This is a genomic window from Chelativorans sp. J32, assembly GCF_000518985.1.
Lineage (GTDB): Bacteria > Pseudomonadota > Alphaproteobacteria > Rhizobiales > Rhizobiaceae > Chelativorans.
In genome coordinates this window covers 1-22,034 of the sequence record NZ_JAEQ01000003.1, presented here as the reverse complement: position 1 = coordinate 22,034, position 22,034 = coordinate 1, and the positions used below count along the sequence as shown (strand labels likewise).

At 61.1% G+C, this 22,034-nt stretch carries 23 protein-coding genes, 1 tRNA gene, 1 rRNA gene and 1 pseudogene; 16 read left to right on the top strand and 10 right to left on the bottom strand.

All coding sequences use genetic code 11. From position 1 onward, the window contains the following. The first annotated feature begins 533 nt into the window (after positions 1 to 533). The 6 genes and pseudogenes from CHEJ32_RS0105635 to CHEJ32_RS26605 form a co-directional block, all read left to right on the top strand. Positions 534 to 1,661, top strand: coding sequence for an iron-containing alcohol dehydrogenase (locus CHEJ32_RS0105635; protein WP_028032987.1), 1,128 nt, complete (start codon positions 534 to 536; stop codon positions 1,659 to 1,661). A 45-nt stretch (positions 1,662 to 1,706) separates the two neighbouring features. Then, positions 1,707 to 1,997: an SDR family oxidoreductase gene (locus tag CHEJ32_RS27900; RefSeq protein WP_084032691.1), complete on the top strand. Its 291-nt coding sequence runs from the start codon at positions 1,707 to 1,709 to the stop codon at positions 1,995 to 1,997. A 27-nt stretch (positions 1,998 to 2,024) separates the two neighbouring features. After that, positions 2,025 to 2,990 (top strand): tripartite tricarboxylate transporter substrate binding protein, encoded by a 966-nt coding sequence (locus CHEJ32_RS0105630; protein WP_051469497.1) that lies wholly within the window; start codon positions 2,025 to 2,027, stop codon positions 2,988 to 2,990. A 72-nt stretch (positions 2,991 to 3,062) separates the two neighbouring features. Then, positions 3,063 to 3,533, top strand: a complete 471-nt coding sequence (locus CHEJ32_RS0105625; RefSeq protein ID WP_028032985.1) for a tripartite tricarboxylate transporter TctB family protein — start codon at positions 3,063 to 3,065, stop codon at positions 3,531 to 3,533. Between the two features lie 13 nt (positions 3,534 to 3,546). Beyond that, positions 3,547 to 5,040 carry a tripartite tricarboxylate transporter permease gene (locus CHEJ32_RS0105620; RefSeq protein WP_028032984.1) on the top strand — a complete coding sequence of 498 codons (1,494 nt, stop codon included), beginning with the start codon at positions 3,547 to 3,549 and terminating at the stop codon, positions 5,038 to 5,040. A gap of 134 nt (positions 5,041 to 5,174) precedes the next feature. Beyond that, positions 5,175 to 5,457, top strand: a pseudogene (locus CHEJ32_RS26605) (transposase); the annotation flags it as partial. 308 nt (positions 5,458 to 5,765) lie between these two features. On the opposite strand, the gene CHEJ32_RS27050 reads toward CHEJ32_RS26605, so the two are convergent. After that, on the bottom strand, positions 5,766 to 5,942 hold the full coding sequence (locus tag CHEJ32_RS27050) for a hypothetical protein (protein WP_156936622.1): 177 nt from the start codon (positions 5,940 to 5,942) through the stop codon (positions 5,766 to 5,768). Positions 5,943 to 6,717: 775 nt separating this feature from the next. Here CHEJ32_RS27050 and CHEJ32_RS0105605 point away from each other — a divergent pair. After that, a complete protein-coding gene (locus CHEJ32_RS0105605) occupies positions 6,718 to 7,842 on the top strand; it encodes an iron-containing alcohol dehydrogenase (RefSeq protein WP_028032982.1) in 1,125 nt (374 codons plus the stop codon). Positions 7,843 to 7,913: 71 nt separating this feature from the next. Next, a complete protein-coding gene (locus CHEJ32_RS0105600) occupies positions 7,914 to 8,660 on the top strand; it encodes an SDR family oxidoreductase (protein WP_028032981.1) in 747 nt (248 codons plus the stop codon). Between the two features lie 30 nt (positions 8,661 to 8,690). Here CHEJ32_RS0105600 and araD1 read toward each other — a convergent pair whose 3' ends face one another. The 4 genes from araD1 to CHEJ32_RS26600 form a co-directional block, all read right to left on the bottom strand. Next, positions 8,691 to 9,689 carry an AraD1 family protein gene (gene araD1, locus CHEJ32_RS0105595; RefSeq protein WP_028032980.1) on the bottom strand — a complete coding sequence of 333 codons (999 nt, stop codon included), beginning with the start codon at positions 9,687 to 9,689 and terminating at the stop codon, positions 8,691 to 8,693. A gap of 109 nt (positions 9,690 to 9,798) precedes the next feature. Then, entirely contained in the window at positions 9,799 to 10,311 is a 513-nt protein-coding gene (gene dctP, locus CHEJ32_RS23985) for a TRAP transporter substrate-binding protein DctP (RefSeq protein WP_051469496.1), read from the bottom strand. Then, entirely contained in the window at positions 10,308 to 10,490 is a 183-nt protein-coding gene (locus CHEJ32_RS27670) for a hypothetical protein (protein WP_051469495.1), read from the bottom strand. Before CHEJ32_RS27670 ends, dctP begins: the two co-directional genes overlap by 4 nt. Beyond that, complete coding sequence (locus tag CHEJ32_RS26600; protein WP_084032690.1) at positions 10,454 to 10,600, bottom strand: DUF1330 domain-containing protein; 147 nt, start codon at positions 10,598 to 10,600, stop codon at positions 10,454 to 10,456. Before CHEJ32_RS26600 ends, CHEJ32_RS27670 begins: the two co-directional genes overlap by 37 nt. Before the next feature lie 216 nt (positions 10,601 to 10,816). Between CHEJ32_RS26600 and CHEJ32_RS0105585 the strand changes: the two genes are divergently transcribed. The 8 genes from CHEJ32_RS0105585 (at position 10,817) to CHEJ32_RS27665 (ending at position 18,872) form a co-directional block, all read left to right on the top strand. Beyond that, complete coding sequence (locus CHEJ32_RS0105585; protein ID WP_028032979.1) at positions 10,817 to 11,608, top strand: IclR family transcriptional regulator; 792 nt, start codon at positions 10,817 to 10,819, stop codon at positions 11,606 to 11,608. Positions 11,609 to 11,826: 218 nt separating this feature from the next. Next, positions 11,827 to 13,611 carry an IlvD/Edd family dehydratase gene (locus CHEJ32_RS0105580; protein WP_305803854.1) on the top strand — a complete coding sequence of 595 codons (1,785 nt, stop codon included), beginning with the start codon at positions 11,827 to 11,829 and terminating at the stop codon, positions 13,609 to 13,611. Positions 13,612 to 13,698: 87 nt separating this feature from the next. Beyond that, on the top strand, positions 13,699 to 14,601 hold the full coding sequence (locus CHEJ32_RS0105575; RefSeq protein WP_051469493.1) for a 2-hydroxyacid dehydrogenase: 903 nt from the start codon (positions 13,699 to 13,701) through the stop codon (positions 14,599 to 14,601). A gap of 54 nt (positions 14,602 to 14,655) precedes the next feature. Beyond that, positions 14,656 to 16,176: an aldehyde dehydrogenase (NADP(+)) gene (locus tag CHEJ32_RS0105570; RefSeq protein WP_028032976.1), complete on the top strand. Its 1,521-nt coding sequence runs from the start codon at positions 14,656 to 14,658 to the stop codon at positions 16,174 to 16,176. A 273-nt stretch (positions 16,177 to 16,449) separates the two neighbouring features. Further along, complete coding sequence (locus CHEJ32_RS27040) at positions 16,450 to 16,692, top strand: hypothetical protein (RefSeq protein ID WP_156936621.1); 243 nt, start codon at positions 16,450 to 16,452, stop codon at positions 16,690 to 16,692. 469 nt (positions 16,693 to 17,161) lie between these two features. Beyond that, complete coding sequence (locus CHEJ32_RS0105560; protein WP_028032975.1) at positions 17,162 to 17,389, top strand: hypothetical protein; 228 nt, start codon at positions 17,162 to 17,164, stop codon at positions 17,387 to 17,389. Positions 17,390 to 17,410: 21 nt separating this feature from the next. Beyond that, positions 17,411 to 18,454, top strand: a complete 1,044-nt coding sequence (locus CHEJ32_RS23980; RefSeq protein ID WP_051469492.1) for a recombinase family protein — start codon at positions 17,411 to 17,413, stop codon at positions 18,452 to 18,454. Between the two features lie 31 nt (positions 18,455 to 18,485). Next, the gene (locus tag CHEJ32_RS27665) at positions 18,486 to 18,872 is read left to right on the top strand and encodes a hypothetical protein (RefSeq protein ID WP_051469491.1); all 387 of its coding nucleotides are present in this window, start codon (positions 18,486 to 18,488) and stop codon (positions 18,870 to 18,872) included. Here the strand turns inward: CHEJ32_RS27665 and CHEJ32_RS0105550 are convergent. The 5 genes from CHEJ32_RS0105550 to rrf all read right to left on the bottom strand — a co-directional run bounded on the left by CHEJ32_RS0105550 (position 18,860) and on the right by rrf (position 21,965). Next, complete coding sequence (locus CHEJ32_RS0105550) at positions 18,860 to 20,482, bottom strand: IS66 family transposase (RefSeq protein WP_028032974.1); 1,623 nt, start codon at positions 20,480 to 20,482, stop codon at positions 18,860 to 18,862. The genes CHEJ32_RS27665 and CHEJ32_RS0105550 overlap by 13 nt on opposite strands. A gap of 70 nt (positions 20,483 to 20,552) precedes the next feature. After that, positions 20,553 to 20,897 (bottom strand): IS66 family insertion sequence element accessory protein TnpB, encoded by a 345-nt coding sequence (tnpB, locus tag CHEJ32_RS0105545; RefSeq protein WP_028032973.1) that lies wholly within the window; start codon positions 20,895 to 20,897, stop codon positions 20,553 to 20,555. Further along, a complete protein-coding gene (locus tag CHEJ32_RS27895) occupies positions 20,894 to 21,313 on the bottom strand; it encodes a transposase (RefSeq protein ID WP_028032972.1) in 420 nt (139 codons plus the stop codon). The genes tnpB and CHEJ32_RS27895 overlap by 4 nt, the downstream gene beginning before the upstream one ends. Before the next feature lie 318 nt (positions 21,314 to 21,631). Further along, positions 21,632 to 21,708 (bottom strand) — tRNA-Met (locus CHEJ32_RS0105530). A 142-nt stretch (positions 21,709 to 21,850) separates the two neighbouring features. Further along, positions 21,851 to 21,965: ribosomal RNA gene (rrf, locus tag CHEJ32_RS0105525) — 5S ribosomal RNA — on the bottom strand. Positions 21,966 to 22,034 lie beyond the last annotated feature (69 nt).

The window sequence follows — 22,034 nt, the reverse complement described above, 5'->3', positions numbered from 1 at the left end:
GCTCGCCGAACCGTGCAGGCGTTGTCTACGCAAACGGCCTCACACTGTTCACATTATGGATTGATGCAGGATGCGATAGCGCGAATGGCGGTATGTTGTTCCTTCGAACGTGCGACGGCTGCTCATCTTCAAGCGCAATCCCTTCGGATCGCTCGCGCAAACGCCGCATCGCGATATCCAGCCATGGGGCTGCTGATCGCGGACGGGTTGACAAGCCGTCCACGACAGGCAACCATCATATATGGACATATAGACCACATGCTGAACAATAACGATCATCTTCGTGCGGTTAGGAGGAAATCACCGGGCGAGTGCTCAGTTGGCCGTGGTCGAAAAGGGAGGAAATCTTGTGGGCTTTGAAATGCCACGTTCCGCTGTGGCGGGTGCCTTTGGCCGCGAACATTCAGCGGCAGGCTGCATCTAATGCCATGAAGAAGTTGCTATGCGGTCGTTGTGGATAGATTCCGCGGCAGTAGCGGATGCTTCGAACGGCCGTCACGTCTGCAAAATGATTACATCACGTGGAAATATACATGCACATCATCAACTATCTCACCACGATCAATTTTGGACCGGGAGCTCTCAGTTCCTTACCGGATGCCCTTGGCGAGCTTGGCGTAACGCGACCATTGGTGATCAGCGACCATGGCATCAGGGCCGCTGGGCTGCTTGACACGCCGAGCATACAGTTTCTCGGTTCCGCTCCGACCTTCCTCGATGTTCCGACAAACCCCACCGAAAGCGCCGTTATGGCAGCGGTGGATGTCTATCGCCGGTTTGGATGCAACGGTGTCGTCGCAATCGGAGGCGGCTCACCGATCGATCTTGCCAAAGGTGTCGCGCTTCTCGCGACCCACAATGGCAGGCTTGAGCAATATGCCGCCATCCTCGGTGGCATTCCGAAGATTACCAGCGCGGTGGCACCGTTGGTGGCGGTGCCTACGACGGCCGGAACCGGATCCGAAGTGGGGCGCGCCGCCCTCATTACGCTGGACGACGGCCGCAAGCTGGGTTTCATCAGCCCATATATCATTCCCCGTCGCGCCATCTGTGACCCGGAGCTGACGCTCGGTCTGCCTCCGAGCCTGACGGCCGCGACCGGTCTCGATGCCTTGTCGCACTGCATTGAGACCTATCTTTCACCGCGCTTCAACTCGCCTGCGGAGGCGATCGCAACCGATGGCTTCGTTCGCATCTGGAACGCGTTGCCCGTGGCATTCTCGAACGGGTCGGATATCCATGCGCGAACCGAGTTGATGATGGGCGCGCTCCAGGGCGGGCTGACATTCCAGAAAGGGCTCGGCGCGGTCCATGCGCTAAGTCATGCGCTTGGCGGATTGAAAGAACTCAAACTGCATCATGGAACGCTCAACGCGATCCTGATGCCGCCGGTCCTGCGCCTGAATGCCAACGTGCCTGCTGCCGCGAAAAAGATTGCGCACCTGGAGGCGCTGGCCTCGCTGTCCGGGACGTCATTGGCTGATGCGCTCGATAGGCTGAACCGTGAGCTGGGAATTCCAGCGAAACTTTCCGATCTGGGCGTCACACGGAACGTCTTCCCTTTGACATGCGAGCGTGCGCTTGCCGATCACAGTCATCAAACGAACCCCCGCAGCCTTAACGCGGACGATTATGCCGCGATCCTTGAAAGCGTGATGTAGCGGAGAGAACAAGTTGCATACCATACTCTCTTACGGAAAATTCTCATGAGCCAATCGCCGTCATCACGGGAGACAGGCCACGGTATCGGTGCCGCAACCGCACGGCTTTTTACTGAGGGTTACGACGTCTGCATCAAGCCGCAATACCCCTATGGGAAGATAGCCGGGCCGAATGACATCGCCCGCGCTGCTTTGTGGCTCGCCTCGCCAAGATCCGCGTTCGCAACGGGTACAATCATTACTGTCGCAGGCGGGTTACAGGGTTGCCGGCAACGAAAAGTGGGAGAATTGGGGAAACTGATAAAAAAGTCACCGTCACCCGAGGCTTTTGTCTAGGTTAAAAATTATCTGGAGGAGAAAAAGATGAGATTTGCTAAGAGCTTGGCCGCTGCGGTTCTGCTTTCTACTGCCGCCTTCCCAGCAATGGCCGACTTTCCTGATCGTCCAATCACCTTATACGTCGCGTGGGGTGCCGGCGGTGGTACGGATGCTGTGGCGCGCATTATCGCCGTAGGACTTGAGAAGGAACTGGGCCAACCAGTAAACGTCGTGAACCGCACTGGCGGGTCGGGCGTGGTGGGGCATTCGGCCATGGCAGATGCCGAACCGGATGGATACACGATCGGGCTAGCCACCACCGAGGTCAATTTGATGCATTGGTTGGGTCTGACGGATCTGAACTACACCGTCTACACGCCGCTCGCTCTTATGAACGTGGACCCGGCAGGCGTTCAGGTCGCGGCAAACTCTGAATTTGATAATGTCAACGACCTGCTTCAGGCAATCAAGGATTCGCCCCCGGGAACGTTCCGCGCAACGGGAAGCGGTCAGGGATCGAGCTGGCATGTCGCCATCGCAGGACTGCTTAATGATGCCGATATAGATCCCTCCAAAGTTACGTGGGTTCCCAGCGACGGCGCGGCGAGTGGTCTTCAGGAACTGCTGTCGGGCGGAACCCATATCGTTCCATCCTCACTTGTTGAAGCGCGCGGTCTGATTGAAGCCGGACGGGTGAAATCCCTGGCCTATATGAGCAGCGAACGCTCGAAACTGTTTCCGGACGTGCCAACACTGAAAGAAGAGACCGGTTCGGATTGGCAGTTTGGCGCATGGCGCGGTATTGTGGCGCCGGCAGACCTTCCAGATGATGTCAGGGATCGTCTGATTGCCGCTCTCGATGCCGTCTACCAGAGCGAAGAGTACCAGGAGTTCATGAGCTCACAGGGGTTCGGCACGCGCTATCTCGGCGGTGAAGAGTTCGGAACATTCCTTGAAACGACAGATGCCAGCTTCGGCGAGACGATGAAAGCCATCGGGCTCGCGAAATAACGATATGGCTCCTGGACAGGCCGTTGCAGTGCTGCGGCCTGTTTTAGCTCTGGCGCTATCGAGGTTCATCTCATGCGGTTTAGCGATGCGGCTCTTGGACTAATTTTCCTTGTGACGGGCATTTCTCTAGCCTTGTATTCCTACAGTCTGCCCTCGATACCCGGCCAAAACTATGGGGCGGCGACATTTCCGCTGCTTATATCGGTCGGCATTATCGGTTGCTCGGCAAGGCTGCTTTACACTGGAATCCGGCAACGCGGCGTACCGTTCGTCTATCTGGCAACCGAGGTGAAAAGCGTTCGCGCGGTGCTGAGCGTGGCAGCTACAGTTCTTTTGATCGTCTTTTACATCTACTTCGCGGGCCGCCTCGGTTTTATCCCGACCGCCAGTATCATTATTTTTTCAATGTTCCTGATTCTGAAAGTTCACCCGGTGAAGGCTTTGATACTCACCGTGATCGCAGCATTCGCCTGTGACTTCATTTTCAGGACGATGCTTCTCGTGTCGCTGCCTATCGGCATCATGCCGCGACTGCCTTGGTAAGGAGTACAGCGCGATGGACGTCTTAATCCAAGCGTTAAATCTCGTCGCAACTTGGAACGTGTTGCTGGCGGTAATCGCTGCTTCCATATTTGGGCTCTTCGTGGGAGCGATTCCCGGTCTCACAGCGACCATGGCCACCGCCATGCTCGTGCCGCTGACATTTTTCATGGAGCCGGTCGCGGCTGTTGGCGCGATGGTTGCGTGCTCGGCCATGGCAATTTTTGCCGGAGACATTCCCGGCGCGCTGTTGCGCATCCCCGGCACGCCCTCATCAGCTGCCTATGTCGAAGACACGTACCAGTTGACGCAGAAAGGGCAGGCCGAACTCGGGCTTGGAGCCTGCGTTCTGTTTTCAGCAATCGGCGGACTTTTTGGGACGCTGGTCCTGATCTTCGCCGCGCCGTCGCTGGCCGAATTCGCCATGAGTTTTTCCTCGCAGGAATATTTCTGGATGGCTCTACTCGGGCTGACCTGTGCGGTCTTCATGGGGTCCGGAAGTTTAGAAAGAGGCTTTTTGAGCCTGTTGATGGGCCTGACGATTGGTAGCGTAGGCCTCGATAATCCCGCCGGCGTGCCGCGTCTTACCTTTGGCTCGACCGACATGTTGGGCGGCATCGATTTCATTCCCGTTATGATCGGAATCTTTGCCATTTCCATGGTGCTGCGGGCCGCGATGAACGGCGGTGGTGAAAAGGAAGCGGTTCCGAAAACCGTAGGCAATATTTTTCGTCATTGGGGATTCATGCTGAAAACCTATTGGCGTCAGATGTTGCGCGGCAATCTCACCGGCACCGTAATCGGCATCTTGCCTGGCGCGGGCTCCGATGTAGCCGCGTATGTCAGCTATGCGATCAGTCGACGCTTCTCCCGCACACCGGAAAAGTACGAGACCGGTCATGCGGAAGGCGTCGTGGAAGCCACCTCGTCGAATAACGCGTCGCTTTCAAGCGCCTGGGTCCCGGCATTAGTGTTCGGCATTCCGGGCGACACGATCACGGCCATCGTGGTCGGCGTGCTGTATGTCAAGGGCATGAATCCCGGGCCGACGCTCTTCCTGTTCAATCCCCAGACGATCTACGCCGTATTCCTGATCTTCATCCTGGCCAACCTGATCATGATCCCGCTCGGCTGGGTGCTTATCAAGTTTGCAAAGAATATTCTGCGGGTATCAAAATCCGTGCTGATGCCATTGATCCTGATCTTTTGCATCGTCGGAGCGTTTGCATCTAACAATTCTGTTTACGGCGTCACCATTATGCTGATCTTCGGTATCGTCGGTTATCTGATGGAAGAGAACGACTTTCCTGTAGCGCCATGTGTTCTGGGGATCGTGATCGGGCCTATTTTGGAAGAAAACCTGATTACGACGCTTATTAAATTCCAGGGAAGCCTGATTGACTTCATCAATCGCCCGATCGCTCTGGCGTTGTTCGCGTTGTCCTGCCTCATATGGATATCAATCGTATATTCCTGGATTCGACCCCGAAATGAAGAAGTAAGCGAGTAATGCGCCAAGCTTGATCCAAGAAGCCTCAAGAAGGATTGCAACGAACTTCGATGTCGGCCAAATGGCGTCACCGGACAGTACCGTGGAACTCTGTCGACAGAATAAGGTCGCGCTGACTGAGAGGAGCAGAAGCGATGAAGGCATCGCAGTTCACGGATACTCAGAAGGCGTTCATCATCAAGCAGGGTGAAGATGGGATGAGGGTGGCGGAGATCTGCCGGAAGACGGGGATAGCCGGGCGACCTACTCCAATTGGAAGAAGAAGAAGGCCGGCATGATGCCGTCGGAGATGAAGCGGCTGCGCAAGCTTGAACAGGAGAATATCCGGCTGAAGTAGATCGTGGCGGACCTGACGCTCGATTGTGAGATGCTGCAGAACCTCATCAAGCGAAAGCTCTGAGGCCTGACCGGAAGAGAGCGCGTTGAGGCGCTCATTGTCGACCGGCCCATAGGCATAGCCGAGCGAGGCCTCGACATAATCAGTGCCGGCAAAGGAGGTCTCCCAGGATTCGGTGTCCGAGACAACCGCGTCGATATGGAGACGAGAAGCAGCCAGTAGGGGCTGGTCTACAGCCGAGGCCGGCGGCGAAGAGAAGGTGTTCTGGTCGCGTGTCTCCTCATCGGAGCGCTCGATCCTGACCTCGCCTCGCACGCGGGCGTTGATGCCGCGCTCCTCGTCCTTGTAGCCGATGGCCAGCGGGGGCGTAGCAGTCGAAGTCCTCCCGCTACAGTTCGATGTCCTCGTCCACCGTGTCGTCGCGCACGCGGCCGATCTCAAGCCCCCAATCGACCATCCACATGGCGTCGGGCGTATAGACGACGCCATCGGTCTGGGTGAGCGAATGGCGCTCGCCGAACATGTCGTAATTGCTCTCGCTGTAGTCCGAGAGCAGTTCGCCCATCTTGCGGCGCAGGCGACGACGACCGTGCCCTTGTCGCTGGCGAAGAGGCCGCACGTGCTGTCGAGGTCGAAGGCGCGGTCAGTCGAGCTTGTAGCCGAACAGACCTCTGGCTGGCGATGCCCTACATCGCCGGCGCAGCCTCCGCGGTCGGGCTGGTGGTGATCTGCCAAACAGCCGGAAAATGACAGCTTTGCGTTGATCGCATTGCGTTTTTCACGACGAGGCGATGCCACAGCCGATCACATCACCACGGTCGCGCTTCTGTTGTCGTCGTGCCCTGTCGAACTTTACGGGGGATGGCAAAAGGGCCGGAAGACCCCGAAAGGCCCATCGCACGAGCGAGACGCCGCCCGTAGCCTCTCCCTCATGGCTCGCCAGCACTGCGCTTAACTTCGTGTGCGGCTGATGCACGCAATATAGCGCGCTGGCTCAGCCGGCTTCGGCGTCCAGGCCAGCACAGGATGCTCCTGTGCGCAGGCGACAGTGGAAGCACCAACACCAATCGCAACCGCAGCCAAGAGTGCCAGTGCGGCTTTACTCAATCTGACCATATTATGGAATGCAGGACCGGGATGCATCTTGACCGTAAGGCGGATTTCGCTTGGGCCAGATGGCTTCTTTCGGCAAGGAGCGCCTTGACAAGAACTCCACTAGGGGCGAACGTATGGACAGTATATCCATATTGTGGATAGACATCGGGAGGCCGCACCGAAGGAGCTTGGCCCGCCTCACCTGATGACTTCGCTGCTGACTAAACCCAACACGTAGTTTTCCCATGGACATCATCAATTATCTCACCACCATCCATTTCGGTGCCGGATCCATCCACTCACTGGAGGACGCGCTGCGTGACCTCGGCATCAGAGCCCCGCTGGTCATCAGCGATTACGGAGTCCAGGCAGCGGAATTGCTCGATCGGGGCATGGAACCGATCCGGCATGCGCCCCGGTTCCTTGACGTCCCCTCCAATCCCACGGAAGCCGCCGTACTGGACGGGCTGCGCCTGTTCCGGGAAGCGAGGTGCGATGGCGTTGTCGCCATCGGGGGAGGCTCCCCAATAGACCTGGCCAAGGGCGTGGCGTTGCTGGCCACTCATGAGGGAGAACTCGAGCAATATGCGGCGATCCTTGGCGGTGTCGCCCGGATCAAGCCATCGGTCGCACCGGTCGTGGCAGTGCCAACGACGGCAGGGACCGGGTCGGAAGTTGGGCGCGCCGCGCTGCTGACGCTGAACGATGGGCGGAAGCTGGGCTTCATCAGCCCTCATCTCATCCCAAAACGGGCAATCTGCGATCCCGAACTCACGCTCGGGCTTCCGCCATTCCTCACAGCTGCCACCGGCCTGGATGCCCTTTCCCACTGCATCGAGACCTATCTGTCGCCCCGCTACAACCCACCTGCAGAGGCGATTGCCCTCGATGGGTTCAAGCGCATCTGGGGTGCGCTTCCCAGCGCGTTCAACAACGGCGCGGACCTCGATGCCAGAACGGACCTTATGATGGGTGCACTTGAAGGCGGCATGACCTTCCAGAAGGGTCTTGGGGCGGTTCACGCCCTGAGCCATGCGCTTGGCGGCCTCAAGGACCTAAAGTTGCACCATGGGACGCTGAATGCGATCTTGATGCCGACGGTGATACGCTGGAATTCACAGGACCCTACCGCGGGCCGGAAGATCGCGAACCTCGAAGCGCTTGCCGGATTGGCGCCGGGAATGTTGGCAGACGCTCTCGACGAGCTCAACCGTTCGCTAGGCATTACTGCACGGCTGTCCGAACTTGGCGTGACCAGGGAGGTGTTTGACTGGACCTGTGAGCGTGCGGTCGCCGATCACAGCCATGGGACCAACCCGCTCCCGCTCAGCAGGTCGGATTACGCAGAAATCCTGGAGGCGGTTTTCTAGGGCTCTCCCGGCCACCATCAACCAGCGGGGTTAGAGACAGCAATATCAAGCGGGGTTAGACAAAGCATATCATGAGACCTATCGTTCTAATAACGGGCGCAAGCCATGGTATCGGAGCCACAACCGCGTGCCTCTTCGCGGCAAACGGGTACGATGTCTGTGTAAACTATCTCTCCGACGACGAGGCGGCCGCCGGGGTCGTAGCGGACTGCGAGGCCGCCGGCGCGAGGGCGATTGCCGTCAAGGCGGACGTTGGTGACAAGGACGAAATAGCTTTCCTCTTCCGGCGTTGCGACGAAGAATTGGGTCGCCTGTCCTGCCTCATCAACAATGCAGGCATAATCGGAAAGGCCTCGAGACTTGAGGAACTTTCCCCGGAGGCGCTGGAAAAAACATTCCGCGTCAACGTGTTCAGCGTCTTCTATTGCATCCAGGAAGCCGCACGGCGCATGTCGACCAAGCACGGGGGCAGCGGCGGCACTATCGTGAACATGTCGTCCCTTGCGGCCGTGTTGGGAAGCCCAAACGAATACATTCACTATGCGGCGTCCAAGGGCGCGGTCGAGTCGATCTCAATTGGCGCTGGCAAAGAGCTGGCGCCAGAAGGCATTCGCGTGAATGCCATTCGCGTCGGCACGACCAACACCAGAATTCACACGACCGAAGGCAATCCGGAGCGGCCGGCCAGGATTGCCGCGATTACCCCGATGGGAAGAATTGCCGAGCCCGACGACATAGCCCAGGCGGCGCTGTGGTTGGCATCGCCCGGGTCAGGTTTCGTGACCGCCACATTGATTACGGTTGCGGGAGGGCTATAGCCCTCCCTTTTTTCGTGCTGGCGAGCTCTTCTAGAGCGCCCTCACCTGGCCGATTGTGAAGGTGTCGGCCGTTTCGCGGATCTCGTTGGTCAACGGCCGTCCCAGGACAGGGATGTCCACCTCGAAAACGTCACCGTTCCGGGTCTCCACGCCGTCGGCAAAAGATGCCACCGAGGTGCCCAGGAAGAACACGTGGACGTCCCCTGGCCGCCTGAACTGCCCATACTTGAAATGGTGGTATTCGAGGTTGTCGAGCGAATGGGACATGTTCTCTTCGCCCGTGGCAAATTCCTTGGTCCAAAGCACCTTGCCATCGCGCCTGATGGTCACCCTGCCGTTGACCTCGCGCGGCAGGTCGCCAACCAGAAGCTCCGGGCCAAAGGAGCAGTTCCTTAGCTTGGCGTGCGCCAGGTACAGGTAGTTCTTCTTCTCCATCTTGTGGTCGGTGACCTCATTGCCGATGGCAAAGCCAACGCGATAGGGCTGGCCATCGTTGCCCACCACATAGAGCGCGACAACTTCCGGCTCATCGCCGGTATCCTCCGCAAAACCCGGAATGGGGATGACCCCACCCGGACGCACAGCGGTTGAGCCGTCGCCTTTGTAGAACCACTCGGGCTGCACGCCGACAACGCCACCTGCCGGCTTGCCGCCCTTGAGCCCCCAGGCAAACATCCGCATGGAGTCATTCATGTCGATCGACGGCTTCGGGGCCCCTTCCTCGTGCATGCTTCCGCGCGACGCGGCGCTGCCGATATGCGTGAGACCTGTGCCGGCAATGATGCAGTGCGCAGGATCCGGATGATCCATCGGAGGCAGCACGCGGCCCTCGCTCAGCAGGGCTTCATAATCCAGGACCTCCTCCGTGACATGCGCGCTGACCAGCTCCACGATGCTCTGCCCCGCTTCGATAGCCGCCAGGGCCAGATCTCTCACCGTGCGAAACCGGGAAAGCCGGCGAACCCCGGAATCCTCCACAACTCCTACGGCGCGACCGGCGTCGCGGCTTTCAAACTGTATCAGTCGCATTGAACTCTCCATGTAAAAAATGCCAGGACCAATCAGCGAATGGCCGTGGCAGGGATGCTTGTTCCAGGACGTTACTGAGCGGCGGCAGCCATGTCGGATCTCGCCTTGTTCACGAGGTCGACACCAATCGTTTCGTTGAACTGCTCGACCACCAGGGCGACCCGTTCACGCAGCACCGCGAGCGCTTTCGGTATCGGACGGGTGATCTCCATCCCCTCCTGCTTAGCAAGCCGGTCAGCTGGTCTGCGTCGTTGCGGGAGAGGATGCGCTGGAATTCCTCGGTCTCAGCGACCGCCTCGAGCACCAGCGCCTTGTCTTCATCGGACAGGCTGTTGAACCACCGGTCACTCGCCAGCAGGACGAACGGAGTATAGACGTGGCCCGTCAGCGCGAGGTGATCCTGAACTTCGTAGAACCTGCTCGTGCAAATGAGACCAACCGGCGCCTCCTGCGCGTCAACCTCACCATTTTCCAGGGCGGCGGGGAGCTCGGGATAGCGAAACGGCGTGGGGTTCGTCCCAAGTGCTTCAAAAGTTGCGATGAACAGCGGGCTCGGAATGATGCGGATATTCAGCCCCGTCATGTCCTCGATCGTATTGATCGGCCGGATTGCGTTGGTCATGTGGAGGAAGCCATTGTCCCACCAGGCCAGTCCAACGATACCCGCCCCTCCTTGAGGCGCTCGAACAGATGGTCGCCAACGGAGCCATCCATTACCGCGTCCGCTGCCTCGAAGCTGTCGTAGAAGAACGGCAGGTCGTAGATCATGAACTCGGGAACAACGCCCACAAGGTTCGACATCGGCCAGCGCCGTATTTCTCAAATGCATGGCGGTTTAGCGCGATGTAATCTTTGTATCCCTCTTGGTGGTCGATATCGACTATCGCGACCCAATAGCCCTTCCTGGCCATATGCTCTCCTCAAATATCACAATCCGACGCGAAGCACTTGTGGAACAACTACGATCCGTTAGTGTCGCGCTGGCACAGTGATTCCGGCGCACCCATGTGCCCGGACGCCCGCGAGTACCGTCTACAATGTGGGCAAATAGTCCACAGATAGATTACTGATAGGTCCTGTTCATTGTCAAGGGCTGGAGAGGCGATATGAATCGACCCAAGAGCGTTTTGAAGGAAGCCACGGACCGCTCCCCTCACGTGCAGGGAGCAGCTTCTTTTTCGAAGTTCATGGCGGTACTGCAGCTTATCGCAGACGCCCCCGGGCAGCTTGATATTTCCCGGCTGACAAAGCAGGCGCCCTATCCGCGCGCCACGATTTATCGTCTGGTTGCCGCACTTATGGCCGAGGGCCTCGTGACGCAGAACGCGGAAGACGGCACGTATCGGCCCGGGCCTCGCCTTCTGGCCCTCGCGTCGAAAACGTGGGAAAGCTCGGATCTCCGTACCATTGCGCGCAGTCATCTTGTAGCGCTGCGGGATGCCACAGATGAAGTGGTGCACTTGGCGGTGCCGAGCAACAACGACCGGATGGTCTATATCGACAAGATCGAGGGCGCCAACCGCGTCCAGATGAAGACGAGCATTGGCGCGCAGGTGGAACTGCACTCCACCTCCGTAGGAAAGGCGTGGCTATCAGGATTGCCCGAAGACAAGCTGCAGGAAATCCTGCACTCGCTTGATCTCAAAAAACATACCGTCAACACGTTTACCGATCCATTCTCCCTGCTGGAAGAACTTCGCCGGAGCCGTGAACGCGGTTATGCGGTCGATAACGAGGAAAACGAGCCGGATATCCTGTGCATTGGCAGCCCGATATACAACAGGAATGGCGAGCCGGTTGGCACGGTCAGCGTGAGCATGCCCACATACCGCCATGACTCGGTAAGGCACCGGCAGTTTGCCAAGCTCGTCAAGGACACTGCGGCCACCATTTCGAAGGAACTTTCTCTACTTCCATAGCTACCCCGGACAATCGGTGCGGCGCCCTACGCACCGGTCGGCGTGAGGACTGCCAATAGCCCCAAGTGGCAGCACCTACGCCCGGACACGGCCGGCGCCATGGAGTAGGCTTGTCTGCTGCCAGGTAGAAAACACCGCTCGGCCGGCTCATGCTTGACGGCACATCCAAACGCGTCTACTAAAAGTGTGGACAACTTGCCCACGTTATGGATGCGGCTATGGCAACGAAACTGCGCTCGCGCGCCTGGTTTGACAATCCCGAGAACCCGGACATGACAGCACTCTATCTCGAGCGCTACATGAACTACGGCATCACGCGGGAGGAGCTGCAATCGGGCAAGCCCATCATCGGCATTGCCCAGACCGGCTCGGACCTTTCCCCCTGCAATCGCCACCACCTGGTGCTCGCCCAGCGCGTGCGCGAGGGCATCCGCGAGGCCGGCGGCATCCCCTTTGAGTTCCCGGTCCACCCGATCCAGGAGACGGGCAAGCGTCCCACGGCGGGGCTGGATCGCAACCTTGCCTATCTCGGCCTTGTTGAGGTGCTCCATGGCTATCCTATTGATGGCGTGGTGCTGACGATTGGCTGCGACAAGACCACGCCCGCGCAGCTGATGGCGGCGGCCACCGTCAATATCCCCGCCATTGCGCTTTCGGTGGGGCCGATGCTCAACGGCTGGTACAACGGCAAGCGTACCGGTTCTGGCACGATCATCTGGAAGGCCCGCGAGATGATGGCGGCCGGCGAGATCGGCTATGAACAGTTCATTGATCTCGTTGCCTCGTCTGCGCCCTCGGTCGGCTATTGCAACACTATGGGCACGGCCACCACGATGAATTCGCTGGCCGAAGCGCTGGGCATGCAACTACCCGGCTCGGCGGCGATCCCCGCACCCCACAAGGACCGCGCGGCAATGGCCTGGCGCACCGGCAAGCGCATCGTCGAGATGGTGCACGAGGACCTTAAGCCCTCCGACATCCTCACGCGCGAAAATTTCCTCAATGCCATCGTGGTTAATTCTGCCATTGGCGGGTCGACGAACGCCCCCATCCACATCAATGCCATTGCGCGCCATGCGGGTGTGGAGCTCTCGATTGACGATTGGCAGACCCACGGCTTCGAGGTGCCGCTTCTCGTCAACCTCCAGCCCGCCGGCGAGTATCTCGGCGAGGACTATCACCGCGCTGGTGGCGTGCCAGCGGTCATCAACGAGCTGATGAAGCACGGGCTGATCCACGAGAACGCGCCCACGGTCAACGGCAAGACGATTGGCGAGAATTGCCGCGCGACGGCCATTGAGGACACAGACGTCATCCGTCCGTTCGACGCGCCGATGAAGCTGAGGGCAGGCTTCCTCATCCTTCGCGGCAACCTGTTTGACAACGCGATCATGAAGACCTCGGTCATCAGCCCCGAGTTCCGTGAGCGCTATCTCTCCAATCCTGACGATCCGGATGCCTTCGAGGGCCGGGCGGTGGTGTTCGACGGCCCCGAGGACTACCACCACCGCATCGACGATCCCTCGCTGGAAATAGATGAACACACGCTGCTCTTCATGCGCGGGGCCGGGCCAATCGGCTATCCGGGCGCGGCTGAAGTGGTCAACATGCGGCCGCCTGACTATCTCATCAAGAAGGGTGTGCATTCGCTTCCCTGCATTGGTGACGGGCGGCAATCCGGCACGTCCGGCTCGCCTTCGATCCTTAACGCCTCCCCGGAAGCGGCGGCCGGCGGTGGGCTGGCGCTCTTGAGGACGGGCGACCGCGTGCGGATCGACCTGCGCGCCGGGACGGCCAACATGCTGGTTTCGGACGAGGAACTGGCGCGCCGCCGCGCCGATCTCGAAGCCAATGGCGGCTACCCCTATCCGGACCACCAGACGCCCTGGCAGGAGATTCAGCGCTCCATGGTGGACCAGCTGGGGGATGGCGCGGTGCTCAAGCCCGCCGTCAAATACCAGCGCATCGCGCAAACCAGGGGCGTCCCGAGGGACAATCACTAGGGTAAGGAAACGGGCCACCGCTCGTTCACGCGCAAAGGGGAGGGCGCCGTGCAGAGGCAGCCGGTAACAGTTCTGATCCCTGGATGGATGCACGAGCATGCCAAATCCATGCTCGCCCAGCAGTTCCGGGTCGTTGAAATTGAGGAAGGCCGGCTGGCCGAGCTCACCGAGAGCGAGCGGTTGGCGGTTCGCGGTGTGGCCAGCCACGCCAGGATCGACGCGCATTTCATAGACTTGTTGCCGAATCTCGAGATCATCGCAAACTTCGGCGTCGGATACGAAGCGGTCGATGCCGACTACGCCCACAAGAAGAATGTCGTCGTAACCAACACACCCGACGTGCTCACCGAGGAAGTGGCCGATACCACGGTTGGCCTGCTGCTCAACGTCGTTCGCGAGCTGTCAAAGGCTGAGCAGTATCTCAGGTCGGGGAAGTGGATGGCGGCACCCTACCCCCTGACACGCCTCACGCTGCGCGACCGCAGCATAGGCATCTATGGGATGGGCCGTATCGGCCGCGCGATCGCCAGGAGGCTGGAAGCGTTTGGCCTTCCGATCGCCTATCATAGCCGCAGGCCCGTCGAGGGGATCCAGTATCCCTACTACGAGACGCTGGTGGATCTTGCCCGGGCCGTCGACACCCTCATCTCGATCGTCCCGGGAACAGCAACCACCGCGAACACCATAAACGCCGAGACCCTCAAGGCGCTGGGCGGAAACGGTGTTCTCATCAACATGGGCCGGGGCATTGTTGTGGATGAACGCGCCCTGGCCGACGCACTGAGGACGGGAACGATAGCTGCAGCCGGACTGGATGTCCTCCAGAGCGAGCCGAATGTCCCTTACGAGCTTCTGTCCCTCGATAACCTCGTCCTGACGCCTCACATCGGATCGGCGTCAGAACACACGCGCACCAGGATGGCCGAGCTTGTTGCCAACAACATCATCTCCTGGTTCGAGACCGGGGCCGCAATAACCCCTGTACGCTAGTTGTCAGCGAGCTTGCCCCCCTTAGAGAAAAACGATGACCCGAGGAGTCAAGCAATGGCTTTTATACCGACTGGAAAGCACCTAATTTCCGGAGACTGGCTCGACGGGGAAGGTACGTTCCGTTCCGACCCGGCAGTGGGTCCGGCGCACGAGTTTCAAAGCGGGTCAGTGACGCTCGTAAACCGCGCTGCGGAAGCAGCGGAAGAAGCCTTCTGGTCCTACGGGTACTCGACCCGTGACGAGCGGGCGCGCTTTCTGAATGCCATTGCCGAAGAGATTGACGCCCGTTCGGACGACATCACTGAAATCGGGCATCAGGAAACCGGCCTGCCGCCAGCTCGCATCGCCTCCGAGCGCGGGCGGACGACCAACCAGTTGCGCCTTTTCGCCAAGCACATCCTGGATGGCGAATATCTGGATCGCCGCCATGACGAGGCCCTGCCCTCCCGGCAGCCCGCACCGCGGCCGGATCTGAAGCTCGTCCAGCGTCCGCTGGGTCCAGTGGCCGTTTTCGGCGCCTCGAACTTCCCGCTCGCATTCTCGACGGCTGGTGGCGATACGGCAGCCGCGCTGGCCGCCGGCTGCCCGGTCATCGTCAAGGGCCATTCAGCCCATCCCGGCACGAGCGAGATCGTGGGCCATGCGGTACAGGCCGCACGGACCAGGCTTGGTCTTCACCCCGGCGTCTTCTCATTGATTCAGGGCGGCAATCGCGAGGTCGGACAGGCGCTCGTACAGCACCCGTTTGTGAAGGCCGTTGGCTTCACCGGCTCGCTCGCTGGAGGACGGGCGTTGTTCGATCTTTGCGCCGCACGTCCCGAGCCCATTCCGTTCTTCGGTGAGCTGGGCTCCGTCAATCCGGTCTTCTTCCTCCCGGACGCACTGGAAAAGCGGGGAGACGAGATCGCCAAGGGCTGGGTTGCCTCGTTGACCACAGGCGCAGGCCAGTTCTGCACGAATCCCGGCGTTGCCGTCATGATCGCAGACGCCAACGCCGAGGCCTTCGTGAACACCGCCACCTCGCTTCTCGGCGAAATCGGACCGCAGACCATGCTTACCCGCGGCATCGCGGCGGCCTTTGACGCTGGTTTCGCCCACATTGCCGGGAAGAACGCCGTGCACGAGTTGCTGCGCCCGGCCTGCGTCGCGCGCGACGTTACCCCCGGTCTCTATGAGGTTGACGGTGACACCTGGCTGGCGCACCCCGATCTCCACGAGGAAGTCTTCGGGCCGCTTGGCCTGGTTCTGAAGGTGCGCGACGCTGCACAGATGATCGCCGTGGCGAGGTCTCTCGTGGGACAACTGACCTGCACCCTGCAACTTGCGGACGGCGACCTCGGACTTGCCCGGAGGCTGATGCCGATCCTCGAACGGAAGGCCGGGCGCGTTCTGGCGAACGGTTTCCCGACGGGTGTCGAAGTGGCCGATGCGATGGTGCACGGGGGCCCCTACCCCGCTTCGACGAACTTCGGCGCCACATCCGTCGGCACGCTATCCATTCGGCGGTTCCTGCGGCCTGTCTGCTATCAGCAGATGCCCGACGAATTGCTGCCGGTTGATCTCAGACGAGCCTGAACCGGTCCATTGCCATGCTCGCACGGATCTCCGGCTCTCGATGTTCGATCCCATGAACGACGAGTTCAGCGTATCGATCCCCTATGCCATCCTGCACAATCGGGCGCTCGGTACGTTGACCTTCAGCATGAGTAGATGATTGACGCTTGCCGAAGGTCTGGAAGGAGTCAAGCCACCAGGAATTCTGGCATCAACCGAGCGCCTTTGGCTCCAAACTGCCCAAGCCGTGGTTGCGACAGGGGGATCTAGCCTTGGTGTCTCAAAATCGCGCTGATGAAGTTTGCGGCGTCCACCACTGCTGGAACCAGCGTCGCGATCACCTCGCCCTGCCCCAGCGCTCCATGGACGCCGACAGGTCGATGGCTGCAACCGCGCGCCCGGAAAGTTGCCGATGGTCGGGGCAGCTATGGATATATGACCGTCATGCATGAGCTGGCGGCCAACGGCAAAGCCTTGGAGGCGGATCTTGTCGATCTCCGCGAGAATGCCCTTGTAGGTAATCGTGTGCTCCAGTGAACAACGGATGGTCGGCGCGCTGTGACGGGCGGAGGGAGGAGTACCGCTTCTGGTTCCGAGTGTTTATGCACCTTCAGGCGCCTCAATGCGATGCGCCGGGGAAGACGAGCGCTGTCGTTCGGTCGCGCTCTTCCGGCTGACAGCGATGCGTTTCGGCAAGGGAGCGTCTGCTTTTCTTTCAGGAGGCCGGACCGGCGCCGGCCCGTCAAGGCCGGTGCCGCTTCGCGGTGGCGCCTGCCGCGCCAGCCTTGACCGGCCACCTCCGGTTCGGCGAAGGCTTGGGAGGCAGACAAGGCCACCCGTGCAAGCAGCGCGCTCCTCTCCTCACCCGCCCTACCCTTCCTGGTCACCGCGAACCGCAACGCGCAGGTCATTGCGGGCCGCTGCGGGATGGCGGGATTTTCGCTCTTTTCCCTACGCAGGTTTGGCGGCTTCATTTCCGTTCAGGGAAACGGAAAGCGAGGTCGCAATGGCAGGAGAGATACAATCGGCAGGTGACACAGGTGGGTCTGACGACAATACCAAGGCCACGCGCACGGAGAAGATCAGGAGCGTCGTGCTGTCGCTGGCGCGGCTGATCGGCCGCCGCATCGCGCGCGAGCAGTTCGACGCCACGAATGACAACCGGGCGGCTCAGCACGCGGAGGAGCGTCCGCCAGGAATGAACGCAGGCGACCGCGCACACGACACGAGTTGACGACGAAGAGGAAGCCCGACCATGACCCGCGCTGCCCTTTACGCCCGCTGCTCCTCCGACAACCAGCGTGAAGCTTCGATCGAGGACCAGATACGGCTCTGCCGTGAGCACGCAGCGCGCGAGGGCTGGCAGATCGCCGAATCCTATCACGACGCGGCGATCTCAGGAGCAAGCACAATCCTGCGGCCGGGCATCCAGAAGCTGGTGCGCGACGCGCAATGCGGCCAGTTCCAGATCGTCGTCGCCGAAGCGCTCGACCGGATCAGCCGCGACCAGGCGGACGTCGCCACGCTCTTCAAGCACCTCAAATTCGCCGGCGTGACCATAGTCACGCTGGCGGAAGGTGAGATTTCGGAGCTGCATGTCGGCCTCAAGGGCACGATGAACGCGCTGTTTTTGAAGGACCTCGCCATGAAGACGCATCGCGGCCTGCGTGGCAGGGTCGAGGCCGGCAAGTCCGGCGGCGGGATCTGCTACGGCTATCGCGTCGTGCACAGGCACGATGCCAATGGCGAGCCGATCCGTGGCGACCGTGCCATCGTGTCTGAAGAGGCAGAGATCGTCCGCCGCATCTTCCGCGACTTCGCAGGCGGCATGTCGCCGCGCGAGATCGCCCGCAAGCTGAACGATGAAGGCGTCCCCGGCCCTGACGGAAAGCTATGGAGCAACACCACCATTCGCGGCCATGTCCGGCGCGGCACCGGCCTTCTCAACAATGAGCTCTATATCGGCCGGCTGGTCTGGAACCGGCAGCGCTATGTGAAGGATCCCGCGACCGGCAAGCGCGTTTCGCGCCTCAATCCGCCGGAGAAGTGGATCAGGACGGAGGTCCCGGAGCTGAGGATCGTCGATGACGAACTCTGGCGGAAGGTGAAGGCGAAGCAGAAGGAGATCTCCGAGAAGCACGCCAACGCCATCGCCGCCGTCCGCGAGCATCACCGCACCAATCCGCTGAGCGCGCTGCAACGCGCCAAAAGCCTTCTCTCCGGCCTCGTCTATTGTGGCGTCTGGTGGAGGCCCATGCTCGCTGCGCGGCCAGAGCCGTTTCGTCTGCTCGGCGCATAACGCCAACGGCTCCTGCACGAATGGCCGCACGATGCCGCGCCAGACACTCGAGGAGCGCGTGCTCACGGGACTGAAGGAGCGGATGATGGCGCCGGAGGCAGCCGAAGCGGCACTGCGCGCCTATGCCGAGGAGAACAACCGGCTGAACCGCGAGCGGCGCGCCGGCATGGAGCGCGACCGCGCCGAACTCACCAAAGTGGACCGTGCGATCAAGGAGATTGTCGACATCATGGAGGGCGGCGGCATCTTGCGCGCGCTGATGGACCGCCTGCGCGACCTTGAAGCCAAACAAGACATGCTGCGCGAGCAGATCGAGGCTGCCAGGCATCCCCTTCCCGACATCCACCCGTATGTGGCGCAGGTCTACCGGCGCAAGATCGAGCGTAAGCGCCCAGCCGAGGCCGTTCAGCCGTGGTGATGGTTGAACGGCAGGAGTTGGTCGAGATCGCGGTTTGGCCAGCCTTCGGCGATGCGCTGGAGAGTCAGTGTCAGCCAGGCGAAGGGATCGACGTCGTTCATCTTGGCTGTCTGCAGAAGGGTCGCGATTGTGGCCCATGTCTTCCCGCCGCCGCCGGATCCGGCAAACAGCGCGTTCTTGCGTGTGATGGCCTGGAGCCGGATAGCCCGCTCGACGGCATTGGAGTCGATATCGAGGCGACCATCGTCCAGGAAGCGCTCGAGATCCTCGCGGCGGCTCCTGGCATAGCGGATCGCCTCGGCGAGTTTCGACTTGCCGGAGATGCGGCTCAATTCCTTTTCCCAGAACGGCCAGAGATCGGCGATGATGGCGGCCGACTGCTCCTGTCGCGCGGCCCGGCGATCCGCAGGTCTCTGCCCGCGAATGCGCTCCTCGACCTTCCATAGCTCGGCCATCCGCTCAACGGTTTCGCTGGCCACATGCGAGACGCCGGACACGTGCAGTTCGTAGAACTTGCGCCTCAGATGCGACCAGCAGGCAGCCAACGTCAGTGGGCCATCGGCACGCCTGGCATCGGCGAGACGGTTGTAGGCTCCCCATCCATCGACCTGGAGCAATCCGGTGTAGCCGGCGAGATGGCGCTCTACGTTCTCGCCGCCGCGGCTGTCCTCGAACCGATAGGCCACCATAGGCGGCGCCTGGCCGCCGAAGGGTCCATCGTCGCGCGCATAGGTCCACAACCAGGCCGTCTTCGTCTTGCCCGATCCCGGCGACAAGGTCGGCAGCGTCGTCTCGTCGGCATAGACCCGCTCGCCCTCCTTGATCAGCGCCAGGACACGTTCGGCGAGCGGAGCGAGATGGAAGCCGACATGCCCCATCCAGTTGGCCATGGTGTTGCGGCTGATCTCGACGCCATCGCGGGCATAGATGCCTTCCTGGCGATAGAGCGGCAGGCCATCGGCATATTTGGAGACGGCGACATGGGCGAGCAACGCATCGCTCGGCATCCCGGCCTCGACGATGTGAGCGGGAGCCGGCGCCTGACTGACACCCTCCTTGCACTGGGCGCAGCCATATTTGGGGCGGCGGGTGACGATCACGCGGAACTTCGCCGGCGTCACGTCGAGGCGTTCCGAGACGTCCTCGCCGATCCTGACCGGTTGGCAGCCGCCGCAGGCGCAGGCGACGGTCTCGGGCTCGATGACGATCTCCACGCGCTCAAGATGCGCCGGGAACGCCTTGCGCGGACGAGCTTCGCGCTGCCTGCGCTCGCCAGCCGGCCCGGTCGCCGCGAGTTCGGCCTCGATCATGCCAAGACCGGTCTGGACCTCGTCGAAGGCGAAGGCCTGCTGGTCGCCGTCGAGCTTCTCGGAGCTGCGGCCGAAGCGGGCGCGCTCCAGCTGCTTGATGATCATGTGCAGATTGGCAATCCGCTCCTCGGCGCGCTCGTTGATCGCGGCCATGCGGACGATCTCGGCTTTGAGGGTGGCGGCTTCGGACTGGAGTTGCCCCGCCTGTGATTGCAGCTCATCCTCCCGGGCCGCAGCAGCGATCAGCATCGCTTTCAGCGTGTCGATATCGTCGGGAAGAGCCGAAGCATGGCGCGTCATGACCTCGAGACAAGCACATCCGGGCCTATTCCGGCACCGGTTTTTGCTGCCTGAGTCACTTCGCCACGGGCTATCCTGCTGAGGTCGGGCGGCGTCTTCGTTCAGCCCGCACGCGCGTCCAGTCCATGCCCTCCACCAGCGCCATCAGTTGCGGCGGAGCTAGGCGGATCACCCCGTTCTCCACTCGCGGCCAGCGGAACTTGTCCTCGTCCAGACGCTTGGCGAACAGGCAAAGCCCGGACCCATCCCACCACACGATCTTCACCCTGTCGGCCCGCTTGGCCCGGAAGACGTAGAGCGCGCCGGAGAACGGATCGGCGCCGGTGTCGCGCACCAGTGCCGCCAGGCCGTCCGGGCCTTTCCTGAAGTCGACCGGGCGCGTTGCCACATAGACCTTGGCTCCCGCTGGGATCATGCCGATCGCAACGCACGGATCGCCTCGACCAGAAGGCTTGACGACACATTGGCAACCACGCGGATGGTCGCATCGCCGATGACGATCTCCAGGCGGCCCACGCGATCATCTTCGCCATGCGCCACCTCCACCGTCGCAAAGCTTTGCGCCTCTGCCAGCGGCCGTTCCGGCAACATAGCAATGGCGCCTGAACGGATCGCCTTGCGCCGCCATGCAAACACCTGCTGCGGGCTCACGTCATGCGCACGGGCAACCGCCGAGACATTCGCTCCCGGCGTCATCGCCTCTTCCAGTATCCGAGCCTTCGCGTCGTCCGACCAGCGACGGCGAGGGACAGCAGGGCTGGCATCAAGGCGGTTCGGCACCGCCTCGATGACTGCAAACGTTCCGTGTCTGGACTTGGGTGCAGACTGCAAACAAACCTCCCGCGAGAATCATCACGAGAGTGTCGCTGCCTTCATCAACCCGCGAAACACGGGGTCAGCTTGGCGCTTACGATCGAGCGGCTAGCGGACGCCCCTGCGGCACCCGGAGGATCGGCGCGAGGCGGCGGAGGCGATCCGTGCCCTGATCGAGCGCGTGACGCTCATCCCCGGTGCCAGGTGGGGCGAGATGGAGGTGACGCTGCACGGCGAGCTTGGCGCGATCCTGGCGTGGCTCGGTGCGGAAGGTGTTGAGAAGGCTGCAAAAACAAAAACTCCCGGCGGGTTTCGCGCGGGAGTGTCTTAATCGTTTGGTTGCGGGGGTAGGATTTGAACCTACGACCTTCAGGTTATGAGCCTGACGAGCTACCGGGCTGCTCCACCCCGCGTCACCATGGCAGGCGTTGCCTGCGGGAAGCGTTTTGCGCCGACGGGCCTTGTTTTGGCTTGTTTTCGGCGTCGGCCGGGACCGTTCTCCGCGATCGGGGCGGAGGAAGCGTGAAGAGAAGATGAGAAGCATGCGTTTTGCAGACCTGGCAGCGACCTACTCTCCCGCGTCTTAAGACGAAGTACCATCGGCGCTGGGGCGTTTCACGGCCGTGTTCGGAATGGGAACGGGTGCAGCCACCCCGCCATGACCACCAGGTCGGCGAAGCGCATGTTTTCGAGAAGCTGGGTTCTGGCGAGTACGGCAACAGCAGTTCTTTCTGCCGTC